Source organism: Aggregatibacter aphrophilus ATCC 33389 (assembly GCF_900636915.1).
GTDB classification, from domain to species: Bacteria; Pseudomonadota; Gammaproteobacteria; order Enterobacterales; family Pasteurellaceae; genus Aggregatibacter; species Aggregatibacter aphrophilus.
Genome location: NZ_LR134327.1, coordinates 631456 through 647947 on the forward strand (window position 1 = coordinate 631456; position 16492 = coordinate 647947).

General features: G+C 40.9%; 15 protein-coding genes and 1 pseudogene. 6 read left to right on the plus strand and 10 right to left on the minus strand.

Going from position 1 to position 16492, the window contains the following annotated elements; genetic code table 11:
- Nucleotides 1-2 precede the first annotated feature (2 nt).
- The 3 genes from mscK to seqA are packed head-to-tail and all read right to left on the minus strand — an operon-like array spanning nucleotide 3 to nucleotide 5379.
- Nucleotides 3-3329: a mechanosensitive channel MscK gene (gene mscK / locus EL144_RS03200; protein ID WP_005703663.1), complete on the minus strand. Its 3327-nt coding sequence runs from the start codon at nucleotides 3327-3329 to the stop codon at nucleotides 3-5.
- A 2-nt stretch (nucleotides 3330-3331) separates the two neighbouring features.
- Nucleotides 3332-4759 (minus strand): o-succinylbenzoate--CoA ligase, encoded by a 1428-nt coding sequence (gene menE, locus EL144_RS03205; RefSeq protein WP_005703662.1) that lies wholly within the window; start codon nucleotides 4757-4759, stop codon nucleotides 3332-3334.
- Between the two features lie 2 nt (nucleotides 4760-4761).
- Nucleotides 4762-5379, minus strand: a complete 618-nt coding sequence (gene seqA / locus EL144_RS03210) for a replication initiation negative regulator SeqA (RefSeq protein ID WP_005703661.1) — start codon at nucleotides 5377-5379, stop codon at nucleotides 4762-4764.
- Nucleotides 5380-5465: 86 nt separating this feature from the next.
- Between seqA and EL144_RS03215 the strand changes: the two genes are divergently transcribed.
- The 4 genes from EL144_RS03215 (at nucleotide 5466) to fur (ending at nucleotide 7664) form a co-directional block, all read left to right on the plus strand.
- Nucleotides 5466-6266 carry an alpha/beta fold hydrolase gene (locus tag EL144_RS03215; protein ID WP_005703660.1) on the plus strand — a complete coding sequence of 267 codons (801 nt, stop codon included), beginning with the start codon at nucleotides 5466-5468 and terminating at the stop codon, nucleotides 6264-6266.
- 123 nt (nucleotides 6267-6389) lie between these two features.
- Entirely contained in the window at nucleotides 6390-6668 is a 279-nt protein-coding gene (gene ybfE, locus EL144_RS03220; RefSeq protein ID WP_032995095.1) for a LexA regulated protein, read from the plus strand.
- A gap of 11 nt (nucleotides 6669-6679) precedes the next feature.
- On the plus strand, nucleotides 6680-7204 hold the full coding sequence (gene fldA / locus EL144_RS03225; protein ID WP_005702646.1) for a flavodoxin FldA: 525 nt from the start codon (nucleotides 6680-6682) through the stop codon (nucleotides 7202-7204).
- Between the two features lie 19 nt (nucleotides 7205-7223).
- Nucleotides 7224-7664, plus strand: a complete 441-nt coding sequence (gene fur / locus EL144_RS03230) for a ferric iron uptake transcriptional regulator (protein WP_005702645.1) — start codon at nucleotides 7224-7226, stop codon at nucleotides 7662-7664.
- A gap of 65 nt (nucleotides 7665-7729) precedes the next feature.
- Here fur and ubiG read toward each other — a convergent pair.
- Nucleotides 7730-8489 (minus strand): annotated as a pseudogene (gene ubiG / locus EL144_RS03235) (bifunctional 2-polyprenyl-6-hydroxyphenol methylase/3-demethylubiquinol 3-O-methyltransferase UbiG).
- 184 nt (nucleotides 8490-8673) lie between these two features.
- On the opposite strand from ubiG, the gene gyrA reads away from it, so the two are divergent.
- Together gyrA and EL144_RS03245 are read left to right on the plus strand one after the other, a co-directional pair.
- A complete protein-coding gene (gene gyrA, locus EL144_RS03240) occupies nucleotides 8674-11331 on the plus strand; it encodes a DNA topoisomerase (ATP-hydrolyzing) subunit A (protein WP_005703656.1) in 2658 nt (885 codons plus the stop codon).
- Between the two features lie 67 nt (nucleotides 11332-11398).
- Nucleotides 11399-11749 carry a SirB2 family protein gene (locus EL144_RS03245; RefSeq protein WP_050332753.1) on the plus strand — a complete coding sequence of 117 codons (351 nt, stop codon included), beginning with the start codon at nucleotides 11399-11401 and terminating at the stop codon, nucleotides 11747-11749.
- A gap of 38 nt (nucleotides 11750-11787) precedes the next feature.
- On the opposite strand, the gene yciH is transcribed toward EL144_RS03245, so the two are convergent.
- The 6 genes from yciH to rpsA all read right to left on the minus strand — a co-directional run bounded on the left by yciH (nucleotide 11788) and on the right by rpsA (nucleotide 16417).
- Nucleotides 11788-12105: a stress response translation initiation inhibitor YciH gene (gene yciH / locus EL144_RS03250; protein WP_005703653.1), complete on the minus strand. Its 318-nt coding sequence runs from the start codon at nucleotides 12103-12105 to the stop codon at nucleotides 11788-11790.
- Nucleotides 12106-12111: 6 nt separating this feature from the next.
- Entirely contained in the window at nucleotides 12112-12804 is a 693-nt protein-coding gene (pyrF, locus tag EL144_RS03255; protein WP_050332751.1) for an orotidine-5'-phosphate decarboxylase, read from the minus strand.
- Between the two features lie 33 nt (nucleotides 12805-12837).
- Nucleotides 12838-14028 (minus strand): lipopolysaccharide assembly protein LapB, encoded by a 1191-nt coding sequence (lapB, locus tag EL144_RS03260; RefSeq protein ID WP_005703650.1) that lies wholly within the window; start codon nucleotides 14026-14028, stop codon nucleotides 12838-12840.
- Nucleotides 14028-14324: a LapA family protein gene (locus EL144_RS03265; RefSeq protein ID WP_005702637.1), complete on the minus strand. Its 297-nt coding sequence runs from the start codon at nucleotides 14322-14324 to the stop codon at nucleotides 14028-14030. The genes lapB and EL144_RS03265 overlap by 1 nt, the downstream gene beginning before the upstream one ends.
- A gap of 99 nt (nucleotides 14325-14423) precedes the next feature.
- Nucleotides 14424-14708, minus strand: a complete 285-nt coding sequence (locus EL144_RS03270) for an integration host factor subunit beta (RefSeq protein ID WP_005703649.1) — start codon at nucleotides 14706-14708, stop codon at nucleotides 14424-14426.
- Nucleotides 14709-14770: 62 nt separating this feature from the next.
- Nucleotides 14771-16417: a 30S ribosomal protein S1 gene (gene rpsA / locus EL144_RS03275; RefSeq protein ID WP_005703647.1), complete on the minus strand. Its 1647-nt coding sequence runs from the start codon at nucleotides 16415-16417 to the stop codon at nucleotides 14771-14773.
- Between the last annotated feature and the right edge of the window lie 75 nt (nucleotides 16418-16492).

A 16492-nucleotide genomic window follows, 5' to 3' on the forward strand; every position in this document is an offset into this window, starting at 1 on the left:
AATTACGATTTCACATCCACCAACGGCATCATCACACCGGTATCTTTATTCTTAATAAAGACATCAAGTTGGTTGAAAGCAATATCAATATTGTGTTCCGCAAATAATTCATTAATCCGTCGGTTTAATGCATCAATAGTGTTGATACGTTCGGAAAGTTGCCCTACATAAACGCGTAATTCATGATCCAATGTACTCGCGCCAAAACTTAGGAACAAAGCTCGTGGTTCCGGATCTTTCAATACGGAATGCTGTTCGTTTGCGGCTTGTAACAATAAACGTTTCACCAGTTCCAAATCGGAACCGTACGCCACGCCAATAGAAATCACCAAGCGGGTTACGGTATTAGAAAGTGCCCAGTTAATCACCTGCCCGGTTACAAAGGATTTATTTGGTACAATGACTTCTTTACGATCGGGGTCAATAAGAGTGATCGCACGAATGCGAATTTTTGCTACCGTACCACTGACATCATTAATAGTAACGGTATCTCCCACGCGAATCGGGCGTTCAAATAATAAGATGATACCTGACACGAAGTTCGCAAAAATTTCCTGCATACCGAAACCCAGACCAACGGAAAGTGCAGCAAACAACCATTGCAATTTCGACCACGACATCCCCAGTGTGGCGAATGCCCAAGCACTACCGATAGCCACCAAAATATAGGTTAATAACGTGTTGATGGTATAAGGCGTGCCCTGTGACAATTTTACGCGGGAGAACACAAGCACTTCCAAAATCCCCGGAATGTTACGCACCAAGATATAGGTAATCGCTACAATCACCAAGGCAACAATTAAATTGAATAACGAAATGCTTTCCGTCACCATCCCAGTCTCAGTGGTTGTCGTTTGTTGCCACAGCGTAATGTCTCGTAAATAACTTACTACAGTGACTAAATCCGACCAAACATAATAGAAAATAGCAAATAAGGCCGTCCATACAAACAAATCGGCAAATCTCATCAATTGGCTACGCACTTCATTTAGCGCTAAACCCTCTTCTTGTTCAGTGACCACCACAACATCATCAGATGATGTTCCGTCATTGGGTTCAACAGCTTTTTGTTGGAGTTTCTCCTGTAATCGACGATAGGCCAAGCGACGGGAGGCAACAGTAATAGCACGATACACCGTATGGCGGACAAGTGACCAAACGACCCACGCAATATAAGTATTAATCACATGAGAAATCAGGTTCAACGCGGTGTAATAATAGCCCAAGGCCACTAGCACGATTAATCCCACCGGCACTAAACGAAGCAAAATCCGAACGATTTTTAGAATCACTTTATCCCGATTATCTTGTGCACTATCACCAAAAGTTTTTACCGCTTTATTAAAACGCGGAGCAATAATCGCGACACAAAAACCAAGCGCTACAATCGTATTAATTTCACCTAGCACATCATTAGCCAATCCGCTGTCCATCACATTACTAAAAATTGACGTGTTAAGTAATAAAACTATAGCAACAATAATTCGCTTGGTAATGGATTGCAATTTCTCCGCGCCTTCTTGCGTAAAGCCAAAATGACGCACTAAAATGCCGTTCGGGCGCAACACCGCCAACACAAAACTAAAGAACCACCAATATCCCGCCATACTCAGTGACCATTGCCAAAATTCATTCGGATTTCTAAAGAAGAAAAATCCAATCATTTGACAAATGGCTAGGAACCATAAAGTCGCGGATAAAGACAGAATAGCCGTATAGAATAAAGCAATAGGCGTATGCCATTGGCTGTCGGAACGTAGTGTATTAATTTGGCCGTTGATTAATCCCAAGCGATGTTTAATTGCCGGTTTAAATTTAAAAATAATGCCGCCGATAACCACTAAAATAAAAACATAAGTCAACAAATACGGCAAATTATCAAAGTCGTTTGGAAAGCCTAATTTTTTGACAATACCGTCAAACTGGGTACTTAAAGACATCGGCAAGTTTTTAATCCAATCTAAATTAATCGGATTGTTGCTCTTTACCCAAAAACTCTGTTGATCCAATTTAGATTGAATCTGATCACTAATTTGCGTAATTTGCTGTTGTGTCAACTCTAATGAAATAGCAAGATTTAACTGATTATTCAATGACTTAATCAAATCCGAACCAATCTTGCGACGCTCAATTAACAAATTAATAAATTGTGTTTTTTCCGCCGCGCTGAAAGTTTGATTCTCATCCTGCTGGATTCTTTCAATATAGCTATCTAAGTCATAGAGTTCATTACGTTTTTGCGTAATATCAAAAATCTGCACGCGTAAATCGGCAATTTGCTTGGAGAGGCCTTGAATGTTTAAATTTGTCGGTAATTTTTGCTTTTGTTGCTGAATAATCCTCGATAGCACCAATGTGCCCTGTAAAGAACTGATTTGGTCATCAATCGTACGTTGGGTTTGCGTCAGATTATCCAACACATTACGCATCCGCAGCTCATCTTGCGTAAGCGTGTTGGTTTTTTCTGTTTGTTCCAACAAATATTTGCTAAGCTGTGCATTACGCTCCAATTCTTTTTGAATAAACTCATTTTTGACTGCATTTTGACTTTGTTGCTGAACTTGATCGACTTGATTTTGCGTTTGCTCTAAATTTTTTTGGTTGATAACTTCCTGAATCACTGCCAATTGTTGCTGTTGCACTTGTACGCGAACGCTTAATAAATCATAACGGCTCTGATACAACACCGTGAGCTGATCGCTATTCTTCAACAGAATTTGGTTATAGGTATTTTTCAAATCGATTAGTTGTAATTCCAACTGATACTGCTGCTTCAAAACACTTGAGATGCCACTATTGCTAAGTTTTTGATTAAGCTCTTGAGTGCGCTTTAGATTTGCAGTTAATGTGGTTTGCGCCCGCTCGGAAACAGAGCTTTGCCCCGCCAATTGACCATTCGCGACACTTAATGCCGCCTGGGTCTCCTGCTGTTGATTGGTTAATTTTTCAAGCTGAGCCTGCAAATCAGCCAAGGTACGAGACTGATAATCCTCTGCTTTGGCGGTGTTAAGTTGCTTCTTGAGATTTTGTAACTCACTGTTATTTTTTTGAATTTCGGCATCAGCGCCATTAATCGTATTTTGCAATGCATCATTGTTTTTTTGTTGAGCTTGAATTTGTTGCAACAAATCTAATGAAGTTTGCAAGCTGTCAATCAACGCCTTTTTCTCATCGCTATCGGCCATTTTATTTGCCGCAGCAAGATCCGCTTTAAGGCTTTTTTCCGTCGGCAATGCGTTGTTATTTTGATCAGCAAATGCACTTTGCGACACAGCCACATTCAACACAAATGCGGCGCAAAGTGCGGTTAAAAAATACGATATTTTCATAGTTATCCTAATTGCTTTGCCAGCCAATCTGCCAGCACTTTCCGTGAAATCTTAATTGCACCGCAGACCAAATCCGACGGCAGTGGATAATAGGCAACGGGCTGTTTAAAACGTTCCAACCGCCCGTGTAAAAATTCTTGCAGATTTTTGACCGCACTTTGATTGAATATCTCTTTAAATTCAACCACCGCGACCGGCCGTTGCCCAAATTCTTTGTCACTAATGGGCAACACAAACACTTGACGAACCAGGTCTGATTGTAAAATCTTTGCTTCAATTTCCTCCGGCTGAATATTTTCGCCGCCGGAAATGAACATATTATCAATTCGTCCTAAAATCACAAGTTCATCATCAACCCAAGCCCCTTTATCTTTGGTAGCAAACCAACCTTGTTCATTTAGCAAAGACACCACTCGTCCCTGTTGCCAATAACCTAACGCCACCCCGGCACCGCGTAGCCAAATTTCATCATTCACCAACTGATATTCCCGTCCGTTTAAAGGTCGGCCAACACCATTTTTTCCATCATAAACCTTAGCAAAAACGGTGGAAGCCATTTCCGTCATACCATAGCCGGCATAACTTTTGACTCCGACGGACTTTAGCGCTTGCGTAAGCGCAAGGGGAATTTGTGCGCCACCAAGCAACACCGCTTGAGTCTGAAAGGTGCTTCGATTTTCGCTGAGATAATGCAACCAGCGTTGCACCTGTGTCGGCACCAACGAGACGTGAGAAACCTGATTGATCGAGACATAAAAATCCTCACCGGGCAACACCAATGTGGCTCCGCTCACCAACCAACGCCATACAATGCCTTGTCCCGACACATGATATAAAGGCAAAGACAACAACCACGAGTGCTCTGCTGTGAAATCCATCAAAGCGCACACTCCTTTGGCATTATCTAAGTGTGCCCGAACCGAATGCACAACCGCTTTTGGCAAGCCGCTAGAGCCGGAGGTTAACGTCATGGTCGCAGGTTGTGTATCATCAAATTTGAAATCGTGGCAATGGTCAATTTCCAGGGCTTGCGTCATTGCCTGGGTTAAGGTGAAAAAACGTTTGAAAAATTGACCGCACTTGAGTGGCTCAAACGCTGTTTCAGACGGCTCGGATATCAAGAAAAACTCAATGTCATTTACACGACACAGCTCAAGGATTTTTTCCGTTGGAAACATCGGGTTTAGGGGAAGCACCCGAGCACCAAGCTGAATCGCCGCCAAATAAAACAGAACCAGTTCAAGACTATTTTTCCCGCATAACGCAATGCCGCTTTGTTTGGTTACACCTTGTTGTGCAAGATAGGAGGAAAGAGCTTGGAGCGTTGTCGCAAGCCGACGCCATGTAAAAGTTTCGCCCTGCAAAACTTGCAAGGCGATTCGTTCGGAAAACAATGGTGAATTGGAAAAACAACGCCAAGGCGGGATCATTACTAATTCGCCGTAAAATATGACCGCACTTGTTCGATTAATTCTTCCGGCAAATGCATAGACTGCATCGCACCTTCCAACATTAACATTTTGCGACCGCTGTTTGTGTTGGTTATCACCCAATATGGCGTGTCAGGAATTTGTTTCGGTTTGGTATGATTCCCCGCCATTAGCAGAGTACCTTCATCACGGGCGAAATAAACACGGGTGCGCCCTTGTAGAGATTCGGTAGCAAGCGCAAAACCTTCCGGATTGGTGCGGTATAAAATTGTCAAAATATTTAAAAAACGAACAACCGCTTTGTTTTCCTGTTTGAATTCTTCAGAATTTAACAAAGATTCCAATTTCGTAATGGTTTTTTGCATGACTTCGTCAGATTGTTTTCTGATCACCGGTTTGTTGATTTCTTCTTCAAAAACGGTTGGTTGCTCGGTCACCTGCGTTTGTTCATTCGAAGAAGATGGTGTAAGACCGGATTGATTTTCCGATAAGTTAACATAAGCATTGCGCGGAGAAAGATTTAATAAACGGCGCAAAATATCCGACGCACTTTCGCCAATAGATTGCGTATTGCCGGCAATGTATTGATAAAGCTCTTCATCGACTTCAATAATTTTCATTTTATCTCTCCACTTGCTTGATCTATTTAATCTTTTGGCACATTATAGCGGGCTATTAACAAATTCTCTAGACAAAAATTCACGCCATGCAAAAATTACTCAATTTCCAATTTCATGAATTAAAACAAGCAATTAACAAGCCTGTATTGGTTTTTATTCATGGTTTATTCGGCGATATGAATAATTTAGGCGTGATAGCCCGTGCATTTAGTGATGATTACGCCATTTTACGCGTGGATTTACGCAATCACGGACAAAGTTTCCATAGCGATGAAATGAATTATGATGCAATGGCGGAAGATGTGTTTGCAGTGATTCAATCTTTATCCATTAAAAAAGTGGTGCTTATCGGACATTCTATGGGTGGTAAAACAGCAATGGCGCTGGCGGCATCACACCCGAAAATGGTGGAAAGTTTGGTCGTCATTGATATTGCGCCGGTCGTTTATGGTAATCATGGCCATGATTCGGTATTTGCCGGATTATTTGCGGTCAAAGCCGCCCAACCGCACACCCGTCAAGAGGCTAAACCGATTTTGGCACAACACATTGAAGATGAAAGCGTGCAACAGTTTATGCTGAAATCGTTTGATGGCGAATCCCCCGAGCGCTTCCGTTTTAATCTGACCGCACTTAAACAAAATTATGCCAACCTTATGGGGTGGCACACCCGCCATATTCCACAACCTTGCTTGTTTATCAAAGGCGGTAACTCCTCTTATATCTTGCCACAATATAAGTCACAAATTATCAAACAATGCCCACAGGCAAACGCCTTTATCATTAATGGTAGCGGTCACTGGGTGCATGCGGAAAAACCGCAGTTTGTCATTCGTGCAATAGCAAATTTTTTAGATAAAATTGATAGTCAATACGAATCTAAATAAAATTTCATTTGCCTTTGAATTATGGTATAGTTTCCTACCAATTTGGTTGTAGCTTATCATTATCACTTCCTAAATAATTCTTTTTATTAAAGGAAGTAAATTTACACGCCAGTGGTTAAAAAAATGGCAAAACAAGATTCTGACTGCATTACTTTAGATTTATTTAGCGATATTCGCAAAGTTGGACGTCCGAAAACTAATCCACTGACCCGAGAACAACAGATTCGTATCAATAAACGCAATCAATTAAAGCGCGATAAATCTAGTGGGTTAAAACGTGTTGAGTTAAAGTTGCATGAAGGTCTGGTTCAACAATTAGAAGATTTAGCATCAACTCTGAATGTTAGTCGTTCCGAATTAATTGTCACGATTTTGCAAGATTATTTTAAAATTGAAAAATAGGTAAAAAAGAAATGGCTGTTGTTGGCTTATTTTATGGTAGTGATACCGGCAATACAGAAAACATTGCTAAAATGATTCAAAAGCAATTAGGTAGTGATTTAGTTGATATTCGCGACATCGCAAAAAGCAGCAAGGAAGATATTGAAGCATATGATTTCTTGCTTTTCGGTATTCCAACTTGGTATTACGGCGAAGCGCAATGTGACTGGGACGATTTCTTCCCAACGTTAGAACAGATTGATTTTACGGATAAATTGGTCGCCATTTTCGGTTGTGGAGACCAGGAAGATTACGCAGATTATTTCTGCGATGCGATGGGAACTGTGCGCAACATTGTTGAACCGCATGGCGCGATTATTGTAGGAAACTGGCCAACCGAAGGGTACACCTTCGAGTCTTCTCAAGCATTAATTGATGACAATACATTCGTCGGTTTATGTATTGATGAAGATCGCCAACCGGAATTAACGTCTGAACGTGTGAATAAATGGGTTAAACAGGTCTACGATGAGATGTGTTTAGCTGAATTAGCTTAATAGCAAAAAAGGAGCTGTTATGTCTGAAGAAAACATTAAACTATTAAAAAAAGTGGGATTGAAAATCACAGAACCGCGTTTAACCATTTTAGCCTTAATGCAAAAACATCACGATCAGCACTTTTCTGCCGAAGATGTCTATAAAATGCTTTTGGAAAATGGTGAAGATATCGGTTTAGCCACAGTTTACCGTGTATTAAATCAGTTTGATGAAGCGAAAATCTTAATTCGTCATAATTTTGAAGGTAACAAATCGGTTTTTGAATTAGCCCCAACACAACACCACGATCACATTATTTGTACCGATTGTGGAAAAGTGTTTGAATTTAATGATGAATTAATTGAAAATCGCCAAAAAGAAATCAGTAAACAACACGGCATTGAGCTTTCCAGCCATAGCCTGTACCTTTACGGCAAATGCAGTGACATTAATCACTGTAGCGAAAACAATAAAAAATAATCTAAAAAAGGTGGTTTCAGAACCACCTTTTCGTTTTTAAAAACACATCAAAATCAGACCGCACTTTACTTTATTAAATCAAACGTCGTTAAGCGAAAAGCCGCCATATAATTGGCACTCACATCGTTATTTAACCAAAAATTTCCGCTTAGCGGATTATAGTGATACCCCACCATCTCAACGCATTCTAATCCTGCCTTATCCGTCCAAGCCAATAATTCGGCCGGCTGAATAAACTTATCATAATCATGAGTGCCTTTCGGCAACATTTTCAGCACATACTCAGCGCCCAACACGACCAACGCCCAAGCTTTTAATGTTCGATTAATGGTAGAAAAAAATAAGACGCCATTGGATTTTAATAGCCTGGCGCAATTTTCAATAATTGATGCGGGATCCGGCACATGTTCTAACATTTCCATACAGGTAATCACATCAAAGCCAAATTCTGCCTACTCATTTTCTGCTAAAAGTGCGGTCTGTTTTTGCAAAATATTTTCACATAACTGTTCCAATGGTAATTTGTTGATAGTCAATCTTCAGCCCCTGTTCTTCGGCGTGTGTTTTAGCCACAGCCAAAGGTGCTGAAGACATATCAATACCGGTAACAAAAGCGCCTTGTTTTGCCATTGATTCTGCAAGAATACCGCCTCCGCACCCGACATCCAAAACACGCTTGCCAGCCAACCCGCCGGCTTGTTGCAAAATGTAGTTTAAACGTAGTGGGTTTAGCTGATGAATAGGCTTGAAATCACCGTTTGGATCCCACCAACTTATTGCCATTTTTTCAAATTTATCAATTTCTTGCTGATCAACATTCATGATTATGCTCCACTTTTTACATAATGTGCCTAGTGTAGCAAAAACACTAAAAATATCCTAAAAAACGACCGCACTTTTATGCAATCCGATGCAAGATTTTCGCAATTTTTCTTAGGGAGAAAAGCCCTTTTGTGCTATAATCACGCCAATTTTTTCACGATTAAATTTAATGATTAGGAAGTTCTAAATGACTGATTTAGTCCAAGATATTACGCCGGTGAGTATTGAAGAAGAATTAAAATCTTCATACCTTGATTACGCCATGTCTGTTATTGTGGGGCGTGCGTTACCTGATGTGCGTGACGGTTTAAAACCAGTACACCGCCGCGTATTATTCGCCATGCATGAAGGCGGCAATGCCTACAACAAACCTTATCGTAAATCTGCCCGTATTGTGGGCGATGTTATCGGTAAATACCACCCGCATGGCGACAGCGCAGTATATGACACTTTGGTGCGTATGGCGCAACCTTTCTCACTGCGTTATATGTTGGTAGACGGTCAAGGTAACTTCGGTTCGGTGGATGGTGATGCGCCGGCGGCAATGCGTTATACGGAAGCCCGTATGACCAAAATCGCCCATGAATTATTGGCAGATTTAGACAAAGAAACCGTGAATTTCGTGCCGAACTACGACGGTTCCGAACAAATTCCTGAGGTGTTACCGACTAAAGTCCCGGCCTTACTGGTTAACGGTTCTTCCGGTATTGCAGTGGGGATGGCAACTAATATTCCGCCACACAATTTAGGCGAAGTATTAGACGGGTGCTTGGCTTATATTGAAAATAACGATATCACTATTGATGAATTAATGAGCCACATTCCCGGTCCGGATTTCCCAACAGCAGCCCTAATTAACGGCCGTAAAGGCATTGAAGAAGCCTATAAAACCGGCCGCGGTAAAATTTATGTGCGAGCAAAAGCCGAAATCGAAACCGATGAAAAAGGCCGTGAAACCATTATTGTTAACGAAATTCCTTACCAAGTTAACAAAGCCAAATTAATCGAAAAAATCGCCGAGTTCGTCAAAGAGAAAAAAATCGAAGGCATTAGCGGTCTGCGTGATGAATCAGACAAAGACGGTATGCGTATCGTTATCGAAATCAAACGTGATGCCGTAGGTGAAGTGGTCTTAAATAACCTTTATGCGCTCACCCAAATGCAAGTGACTTTCGGCATCAACATTGTGGCCTTAGATCACGGCCAACCTAAATTATTAAATTTAAAACAATTAATCGAAGCTTTTGTTTTACACCGTCGTGAAGTGGTGACACGCCGTACTATTTTTGAATTGCGCAAAGCGCGTGAACGTACGCATATTTTGGAAGGCTTGGCCATTGCCTTGGCAAACGTCGATCCGATTATTGAGCTTATCCGCCAAGCACCAAACCCGGAAACAGCCAAACGCGAATTAATTGCCCGTCCATGGCAACTTGGTCATGTTGCCGATATGTTGGCCACAGCAGGTGTGGATGCGGCTCGTCCGGAAGATTTGGATGAACAATACGGTATTCGTGACGGTTTGTATTATTTAACCGAAGTTCAAGCTCAAGCCATTTTAGATCTTCGTCTACAAAAATTAACCAACTTAGGCCACGACGAGATTCTTGATGAATACAAAAAATTGTTGGAAGCCATTGGCGAATTGCTTCGCATTTTGCGTAGCCCGGAACGCTTAATGGAAGTTATTCGAGAAGAATTGGAACAAATCCGCGAACAATTTAATGACCCACGCAGAACGGAAATTACGGCCGCTTCCGGTGATATTAATTTGGAAGATTTAATCGCACAGGAAGACGTAGTTGTTACTCTTTCCCACGAAGGTTATGTGAAATATCAACCGATTACCGATTACGAAGCACAACGTCGCGGTGGCAAAGGTAAATCGGCAACGAAGATGAAAGAAGAAGATTTCATCGAAAAACTATTAGTTGCGAACACTCACGACACGATTCTCTGTTTCTCCAGTCGTGGACGCTTATATTGGCTGAAAGTGTATCAACTTCCACAAGCCAGCCGTGGTTCACGCGGTCGTCCAATCGTCAATATTTTGCCGTTAGGGGAAAATGAACGAATTACGGCGATCTTACCGGTAACCGCATATGAAGAAGATAAATTCGTCATCATGGCAACCGCCGGCGGTGTGGTGAAAAAAATCGCCTTAACCGAATTCAGCCGTCCGCGTTCCAGCGGGATCATCGCCTTGAATCTGCGTGATGAAGATGAGTTGATCGGTGTGGATATTACCGATGGTAGCAACGAAATCATGTTATTCTCCTCTCAAGGCCGTGTAGTTCGTTTCAGTGAAACCGCCGTACGCGCAATGGGGCGTTTAGCTACCGGTGTTCGCGGGATAAAATTGGCTCTCACCAATGATCTAAGTGACGACGAAAGTGCGGTAGAAATTGAAGATGTTTCTGATGACAATGCGGAAGAAACATTAGATTTGAATATCGACAAAGTTGTCTCTTTGGTGGTGCCGAAAAATAATGGAGAAATCCTCACGGCAACGCAAAATGGTTATGGGAAACGAACCAAATTGGAAGAATATCCAACCAAATCCCGTAACACTAAAGGTGTGATTTCCATTAAGGTGAGTGAGCGTAATGGCAAAGTCGTTGCCGCGACACAAGTGATCGATACTGACCAAATCATGTTGATTACTGATGCAGGAACCCTTGTTCGTACACGCGTCAGCGAAGTCAGCATTGTGGGACGTAACACACAAGGGGTTCGCCTCATCCGCACTAGCGAAGATGAACATGTTGTCAGCCTAGAGCGCATCTGTGATGTAGATGATGACGAAGGCGAACAGGAAAGTGCGGTTGAAAATACCGAAGAATAACGATATTAAGTTATTTCTATTTCAAGGCAGTAGTGTTTTACTACTGCCTTTAATGTTGGAGTGAAAAATGGGAATTTATCTAACTTATACGCATATCCTTTGCGCATTCTTAAGTTTAGGATTATTGCTTGTTCGTGGAGGTATGCAATTAAGCCAAAAAGACTGGCGTAGCATAAAACTCTTGAAAATCTTACCGCACTTAGTAGATACACTCTTAATCTTAAGCGGTGTGATTATGTTGGTCATGTTCAACTACGGTTTACCAATTTGGATTATCATCAAAATCCTTTTATTGGTAGGTTATATTGTGTTCTCAGCAAAATATTTCAGTAAGAAAAATCCGTCATCTAAGCCATTGTTTTTCTTTCTTGCCCTGATTTCACTCATTGCAACAATTTTACTGGGATATTTTCACTAGAAATAAAAAAGTGGGTTTAGTACCCACTTTTTTTCATTTTAACCACCGGCTAATTTCACTTTATAGCCTTTTTGTTCCAGTAGCTGTTTCAGTAAATCACGTTTCTCACCCTGAATTTCAATAGTGTGGTTTTTTACCGCCCCTCCGCAACCACAACGTTTTTTTAACTCTGCCGCAAGTAATTTTAATTCGGTTTCGGCAAGCCCCAAGCCTGTGATAATACTAACACCATTGCCTTTTCGTCCGCTTTTTTGCAACTGAATACGTACAACGCCATCGCCTTGCGGTACTTGCTCTTGAGGCTTCTCGGACTTAATGCGTCCTACCTCTGTCGAATAAACTAAATGACTTGTCATGATAATTTAAGCAATAGACGCATTAATAGAATTTAAAACCTCAACCGGATTTTCGGCTTGTGTAATCGGACGACCAATCACCAGATAGTCTGCTCCGGAACGAATAGCAGCCGCAGGCGTCATGACACGACGTTGGTCACCAAAATCCGTCCCAATCGGGCGAATACCCGGTGTGACTAATTTAAAATCGGGTCCACAATTATTACGTAAAATTTCTACTTCTTGCGGAGAACATACCACGCCATCTAATCCCGCACGTTGAGTTAAATTCGCCAAGCGAATAACATGCTCCATCGGGGACGAATTAATGCCAATTTGCAATAAATCCAAATCTTCCATACTGGTTAACACAGTCACTCCAATAAGCAATGGCGCCTCTTTGCCATAAGGTTCAAGAATTTTTTTAGCTTCTTCCATCATGCGTAAACCGCCACTGGCGTGTAAGTCTACCATCCAAACCCCTAAATCGGCGGCAGAACACACTGCTCTTGCTACCGTGTTTGGGATGTCATGGAATTTTAAATCAAGGAAAACATCAAAATGACGACTATGTAGCTGTTTCACAAAACTCGTGCCAAGGGTAGTAAACATTTCTTTTCCCACTTTTAAACGACAGGTTTGCGGATCAAACTGATCAACCAATGCCAAGGCATCGGTTTCTTTTTCATAATCTAATGCAATAATGACTTTATTCGTCATAGTTTTCTCCTTATAAATAAAGCTGGCTAGCCCCTAATTATGTTCAATTGAGCTAGCCGGTTTAATCGTTTCCCATTGGCGACAAGAAGGGCAACACCAAATTAATTTGTGAGTTTGATAACCGCAATTCCTACAACGATAACCAAAAGTTTGCTTAATCCGCTCACCCACCATTTTATGTAACAGAATCAAACTGTCTTTTCCTCGGCCTTTCTCTGCGTCATTAATTTGATATTGAATAAAACGATGAAAAATTAGTGTCGCCGGATTCTGCTGTAGTTGTTGGTAAAGCTGAAGCTGTGCGGCGGCAAAACCATCCTTTTCTTCAATTAAATCCGCTAACATTAAAGCTACCGCACTGTTATTATTTTCGCGGCTTGCCTTAATTAAAAATAATTCAAAATTATCCAATTGGTTTAGTTGTTGATAGCAGAATTTTAAACTGTGTAATACCTCGCCGATATAAGCGGCATTTTGCGTTAAAATATTTTCTAAAATATCTACCGCACTTTTGTACTCTTTCTGTTTAATATATAAATCCGCTAACATCATTGACGCCCGAACGCAATTCGGTGAAACCTTGAGGGCTTGTAACAAAATTTGTTTTGGCTCTTCTTTGCTTTCATCAGGCAGATTTTGCACATATTCACAATAATAGTGAGCCAATTCAATTCGATTACTATTCGGTGAAATTTTCACCAATTTTTCAGCGACATTAATGGCCTTTTTCCATTCTTTCGTTTTTTGATAAATTACCGCAAGCTGTTGTAACGCTCCCTCAGCAAATTCCGGTTCATCCACCATTAAAATATAAAGATGTTCGGCCCGGTCAAAAAAACCAACGGCCATAAAATCTCGGGCTAACTGTTGCTTAGCCAGTAATTTCTGTTCGAATGTATAATTAGGACTGTTATCCAAAGCTTGATGAATACGCAATGCGCGATCCACTTCGCCTCGAGAACGAAATAAATTACCCAAAGTTAACTCAGCTTCAAACTGTGAATTACTGTCAATTTCATTTTCGTTTTCTTGCTTTTGCAACATATCCAAAAATAAATCGACGGCTTTCTCGGTTTGATTAGCTAAAAGGAAATTAACTCCGGTAACATAATCTCGGGAGAGCTTATTACTGACATCTTCCTGATCTTTTTTTGCACTACGATGACCCATATACCAACCATACGCGGCAGCAATCGGCAAAAGAAGGAAGAGTAATTCAAGCATTATTGAGAAACCTTATCTCTGCTGGTCGTTAACTCGTTAATTTGTTGGGTTTGACGTTTGATTTGACGATTTAATGCGATATTTTTAAGTTTTAATTTGAGGTAGAAAAAACCGGTGATAAACCAACCGAGGATGAGACCCAAACCGAATAAAATAGCAACTAAGGTAGAAAGTTGGAATTGGCTTTGTGCAAAGATGTAATTGAAGGTAATTACCTGATCGTTGTTAGCCCCCACGGTAACAGCAACTAAAATGATAGCCAAGACGATGATTAATCCCAAAATATATTTAATCATTTGGTTTCTCCTTGAAATAAAGTTGTTGCCCATTATGCCAAAAATGAGTACAAAAAACGACACTTAAAAGTGCCGTTATGAAAAAGTTAGTTAAATAAATTATGCGTAAACGTCAACACGTTCTCTTAGCTCTTTGCCTGCCTTAAAATACGGCACGCATTTTGCCTCTAATTTAACTTGTTCACCAGTTTTAGGATTACGCCCTATGCGAGGTTGACGACAATGTAAAGAAAAACTACCAAATCCGCGTACTTCAATACGTTCGCCACTTTCTAATACATATGACATTTGTTCTAAAATTGCTTTTACCGCTTCTTCAACATGTTTAACGGGAATGTTGCTATTTTTTTTCACTAAAAGTTCAATAAGTTCTGACTTTGTCATACTATTCTCCTAACTCTTTATGAACCGGCATATTGCTATGCCGGTTTTATTAATAAAGTGAATTATTCACCTTTAGCTGCTTTGAAGGCTTCGGCCATTGCATTTGGAATAGCAACTTCTTCTTGCTTATTCACGTTTGCCACAGCAGCTGCTTCTTCAGCTTGATCTTTCGCACGAACAGATAAGTGAACGATACGTGCTTTACGATCCACACCGGTGTATTTCGCTTCAACAACATAGCCTGCAGCAACTTCATTAGTTAAATCGGCTGCGCGGATATAACCTTCAACACCGCCATCTAATTCAACTTTAGCGCCTTTTGCATCAGCTTCAACAACTTTAGCGTTTAATACCGCGCCTTTTTTGTTGATTGCTACGAAGTTATTAAACGGATCTTCTTCAAGTTGTTTAATACCTAAAGAAATACGTTCTTTCACTGCATCAACTTGTAATACAACGGCAGCAACTTCGTCACCTTTCTTGTAGTTACGAACAGCTTCTTCGCCTTGAACGTTCCAAGAAATGTCAGATAAGTGGACTAAACCGTCAATGCCACCTTCTAAACCGATAAAGATTCCGAAGTCGGTGATAGATTTGATCTTACCAACAACTTTGTCACCTTTGTTGTGAGTTTCAGCGAATTGAGTCCATGGATTTGGTTTGCACTGTTTTAAACCTAAAGAAATGCGACGACGTTCTTCATCGATTTCCAATACCATAACTTCAACTACATCACCTAAGCTAACCACTTTAGATGGGTGGATATTTTTGTTAGTCCAATCCATTTCAGAAACGTGAACTAAACCCTCAACACCGTCTAAAATTTCAACGAAACAACCATAGTCGGTTAAGTTAGTCACTTTACCGGTTAATTTGCTGTTTACAGGGTGGTTTTCAGCGATTGCAGCCCAAGGATCTTGGCCTAATTGTTTTAAGCCTAAAGATACGCGGGTACGATCTTTGTCAAACTTCAATACTTTAACAGTGATTTCATCACCAACGTTCACGATTTCGCTTGGGTGTTTAACACGTTTCCAAGCCATGTCGGTAATGTGTAATAAACCGTCAACACCGCCTAAATCAACGAATGCACCGTAGTCGGTCAAGTTCTTAACGGTACCTTTAACTTCAGCACCTTCAGACAAGTTCGCTAATACTTCTTCACGATCTTGGCTGCTTTCAGATTCGACTACTGCACGACGGGAAACAACAACGTTGTTACGTTTTTGATCAAGTTTGATTACTTTAAATTCTAATTCTTTGCCTAATAAGTGATCAGCATCACGAACCGGACGGGTATCAACCAATGAGCCTGGTAAGAATGCACGAACACCGTTTAACTCAACTGTGAAGCCGCCTTTCACTTTACCGTTCACTAAACCAAGCACAGTCGCTTGTTCATCGTAGGCTTTTTCCAATACAATCCAAGCTTCGTTGCGTTTAGCATCTGAGCGAGAAACAACTGTTTCACCAAAACCGTCATCTACCGCTTTAAGCACTACATCAACAACGTCACCAACTTGAACTTCTAATTCGCCTTGCGCATTAAAAAATTCTTCAGCAGGAATTGCAGATTCGGATTTAGAACCGGTATCTACAAGAACGTAGCCTTTTTGGATAGCAACGATGGTACCTTTAACGACTGCGCCTTGACGGGTTTCAAGGCCTTTCAATGACTCTTCAAAGAGTTGAGCAAAAGATTCTGTCATAATTAATCTTCAATTTTAAATAAATAACGTCCACTTCCAATCCATAAAAAGTGGGGCTGATGATAATGTTCATTC

What these genes read in the sequence shown, in the direction of transcription:
- fur (WP_005702645.1), top strand. Translation starts at nt 7,224, where the DNA reads ATGTCTGAAGAAAACATTAAACTATTAAAAAAAGTGGGATTGAAAATC.
- lapB (WP_005703650.1), bottom strand. Translation starts at nt 14,028, where the DNA reads ATGCTTGAATTACTCTTCCTTCTTTTGCCGATTGCTGCCGCGTATGGT.
- ybfE (WP_032995095.1), top strand. Translation starts at nt 6,390, where the DNA reads ATGGCAAAACAAGATTCTGACTGCATTACTTTAGATTTATTTAGCGAT.
- gyrA (WP_005703656.1), top strand. Translation starts at nt 8,674, where the DNA reads ATGACTGATTTAGTCCAAGATATTACGCCGGTGAGTATTGAAGAAGAA.
- pyrF (WP_050332751.1), bottom strand. Translation starts at nt 12,804, where the DNA reads ATGACGAATAAAGTCATTATTGCATTAGATTATGAAAAAGAAACCGAT.
- EL144_RS03245 (WP_050332753.1), top strand. Translation starts at nt 11,399, where the DNA reads ATGGGAATTTATCTAACTTATACGCATATCCTTTGCGCATTCTTAAGT.
- seqA (WP_005703661.1), bottom strand. Translation starts at nt 5,379, where the DNA reads ATGAAAATTATTGAAGTCGATGAAGAGCTTTATCAATACATTGCCGGC.
- EL144_RS03265 (WP_005702637.1), bottom strand. Translation starts at nt 14,324, where the DNA reads ATGATTAAATATATTTTGGGATTAATCATCGTCTTGGCTATCATTTTA.
- menE (WP_005703662.1), bottom strand. Translation starts at nt 4,759, where the DNA reads ATGATCCCGCCTTGGCGTTGTTTTTCCAATTCACCATTGTTTTCCGAA.
- mscK (WP_005703663.1), bottom strand. Translation starts at nt 3,329, where the DNA reads ATGAAAATATCGTATTTTTTAACCGCACTTTGCGCCGCATTTGTGTTG.
- yciH (WP_005703653.1), bottom strand. Translation starts at nt 12,105, where the DNA reads ATGACAAGTCATTTAGTTTATTCGACAGAGGTAGGACGCATTAAGTCC.
- EL144_RS03270 (WP_005703649.1), bottom strand. Translation starts at nt 14,708, where the DNA reads ATGACAAAGTCAGAACTTATTGAACTTTTAGTGAAAAAAAATAGCAAC.
- rpsA (WP_005703647.1), bottom strand. Translation starts at nt 16,417, where the DNA reads ATGACAGAATCTTTTGCTCAACTCTTTGAAGAGTCATTGAAAGGCCTT.
- EL144_RS03215 (WP_005703660.1), top strand. Translation starts at nt 5,466, where the DNA reads ATGCAAAAATTACTCAATTTCCAATTTCATGAATTAAAACAAGCAATT.
- fldA (WP_005702646.1), top strand. Translation starts at nt 6,680, where the DNA reads ATGGCTGTTGTTGGCTTATTTTATGGTAGTGATACCGGCAATACAGAA.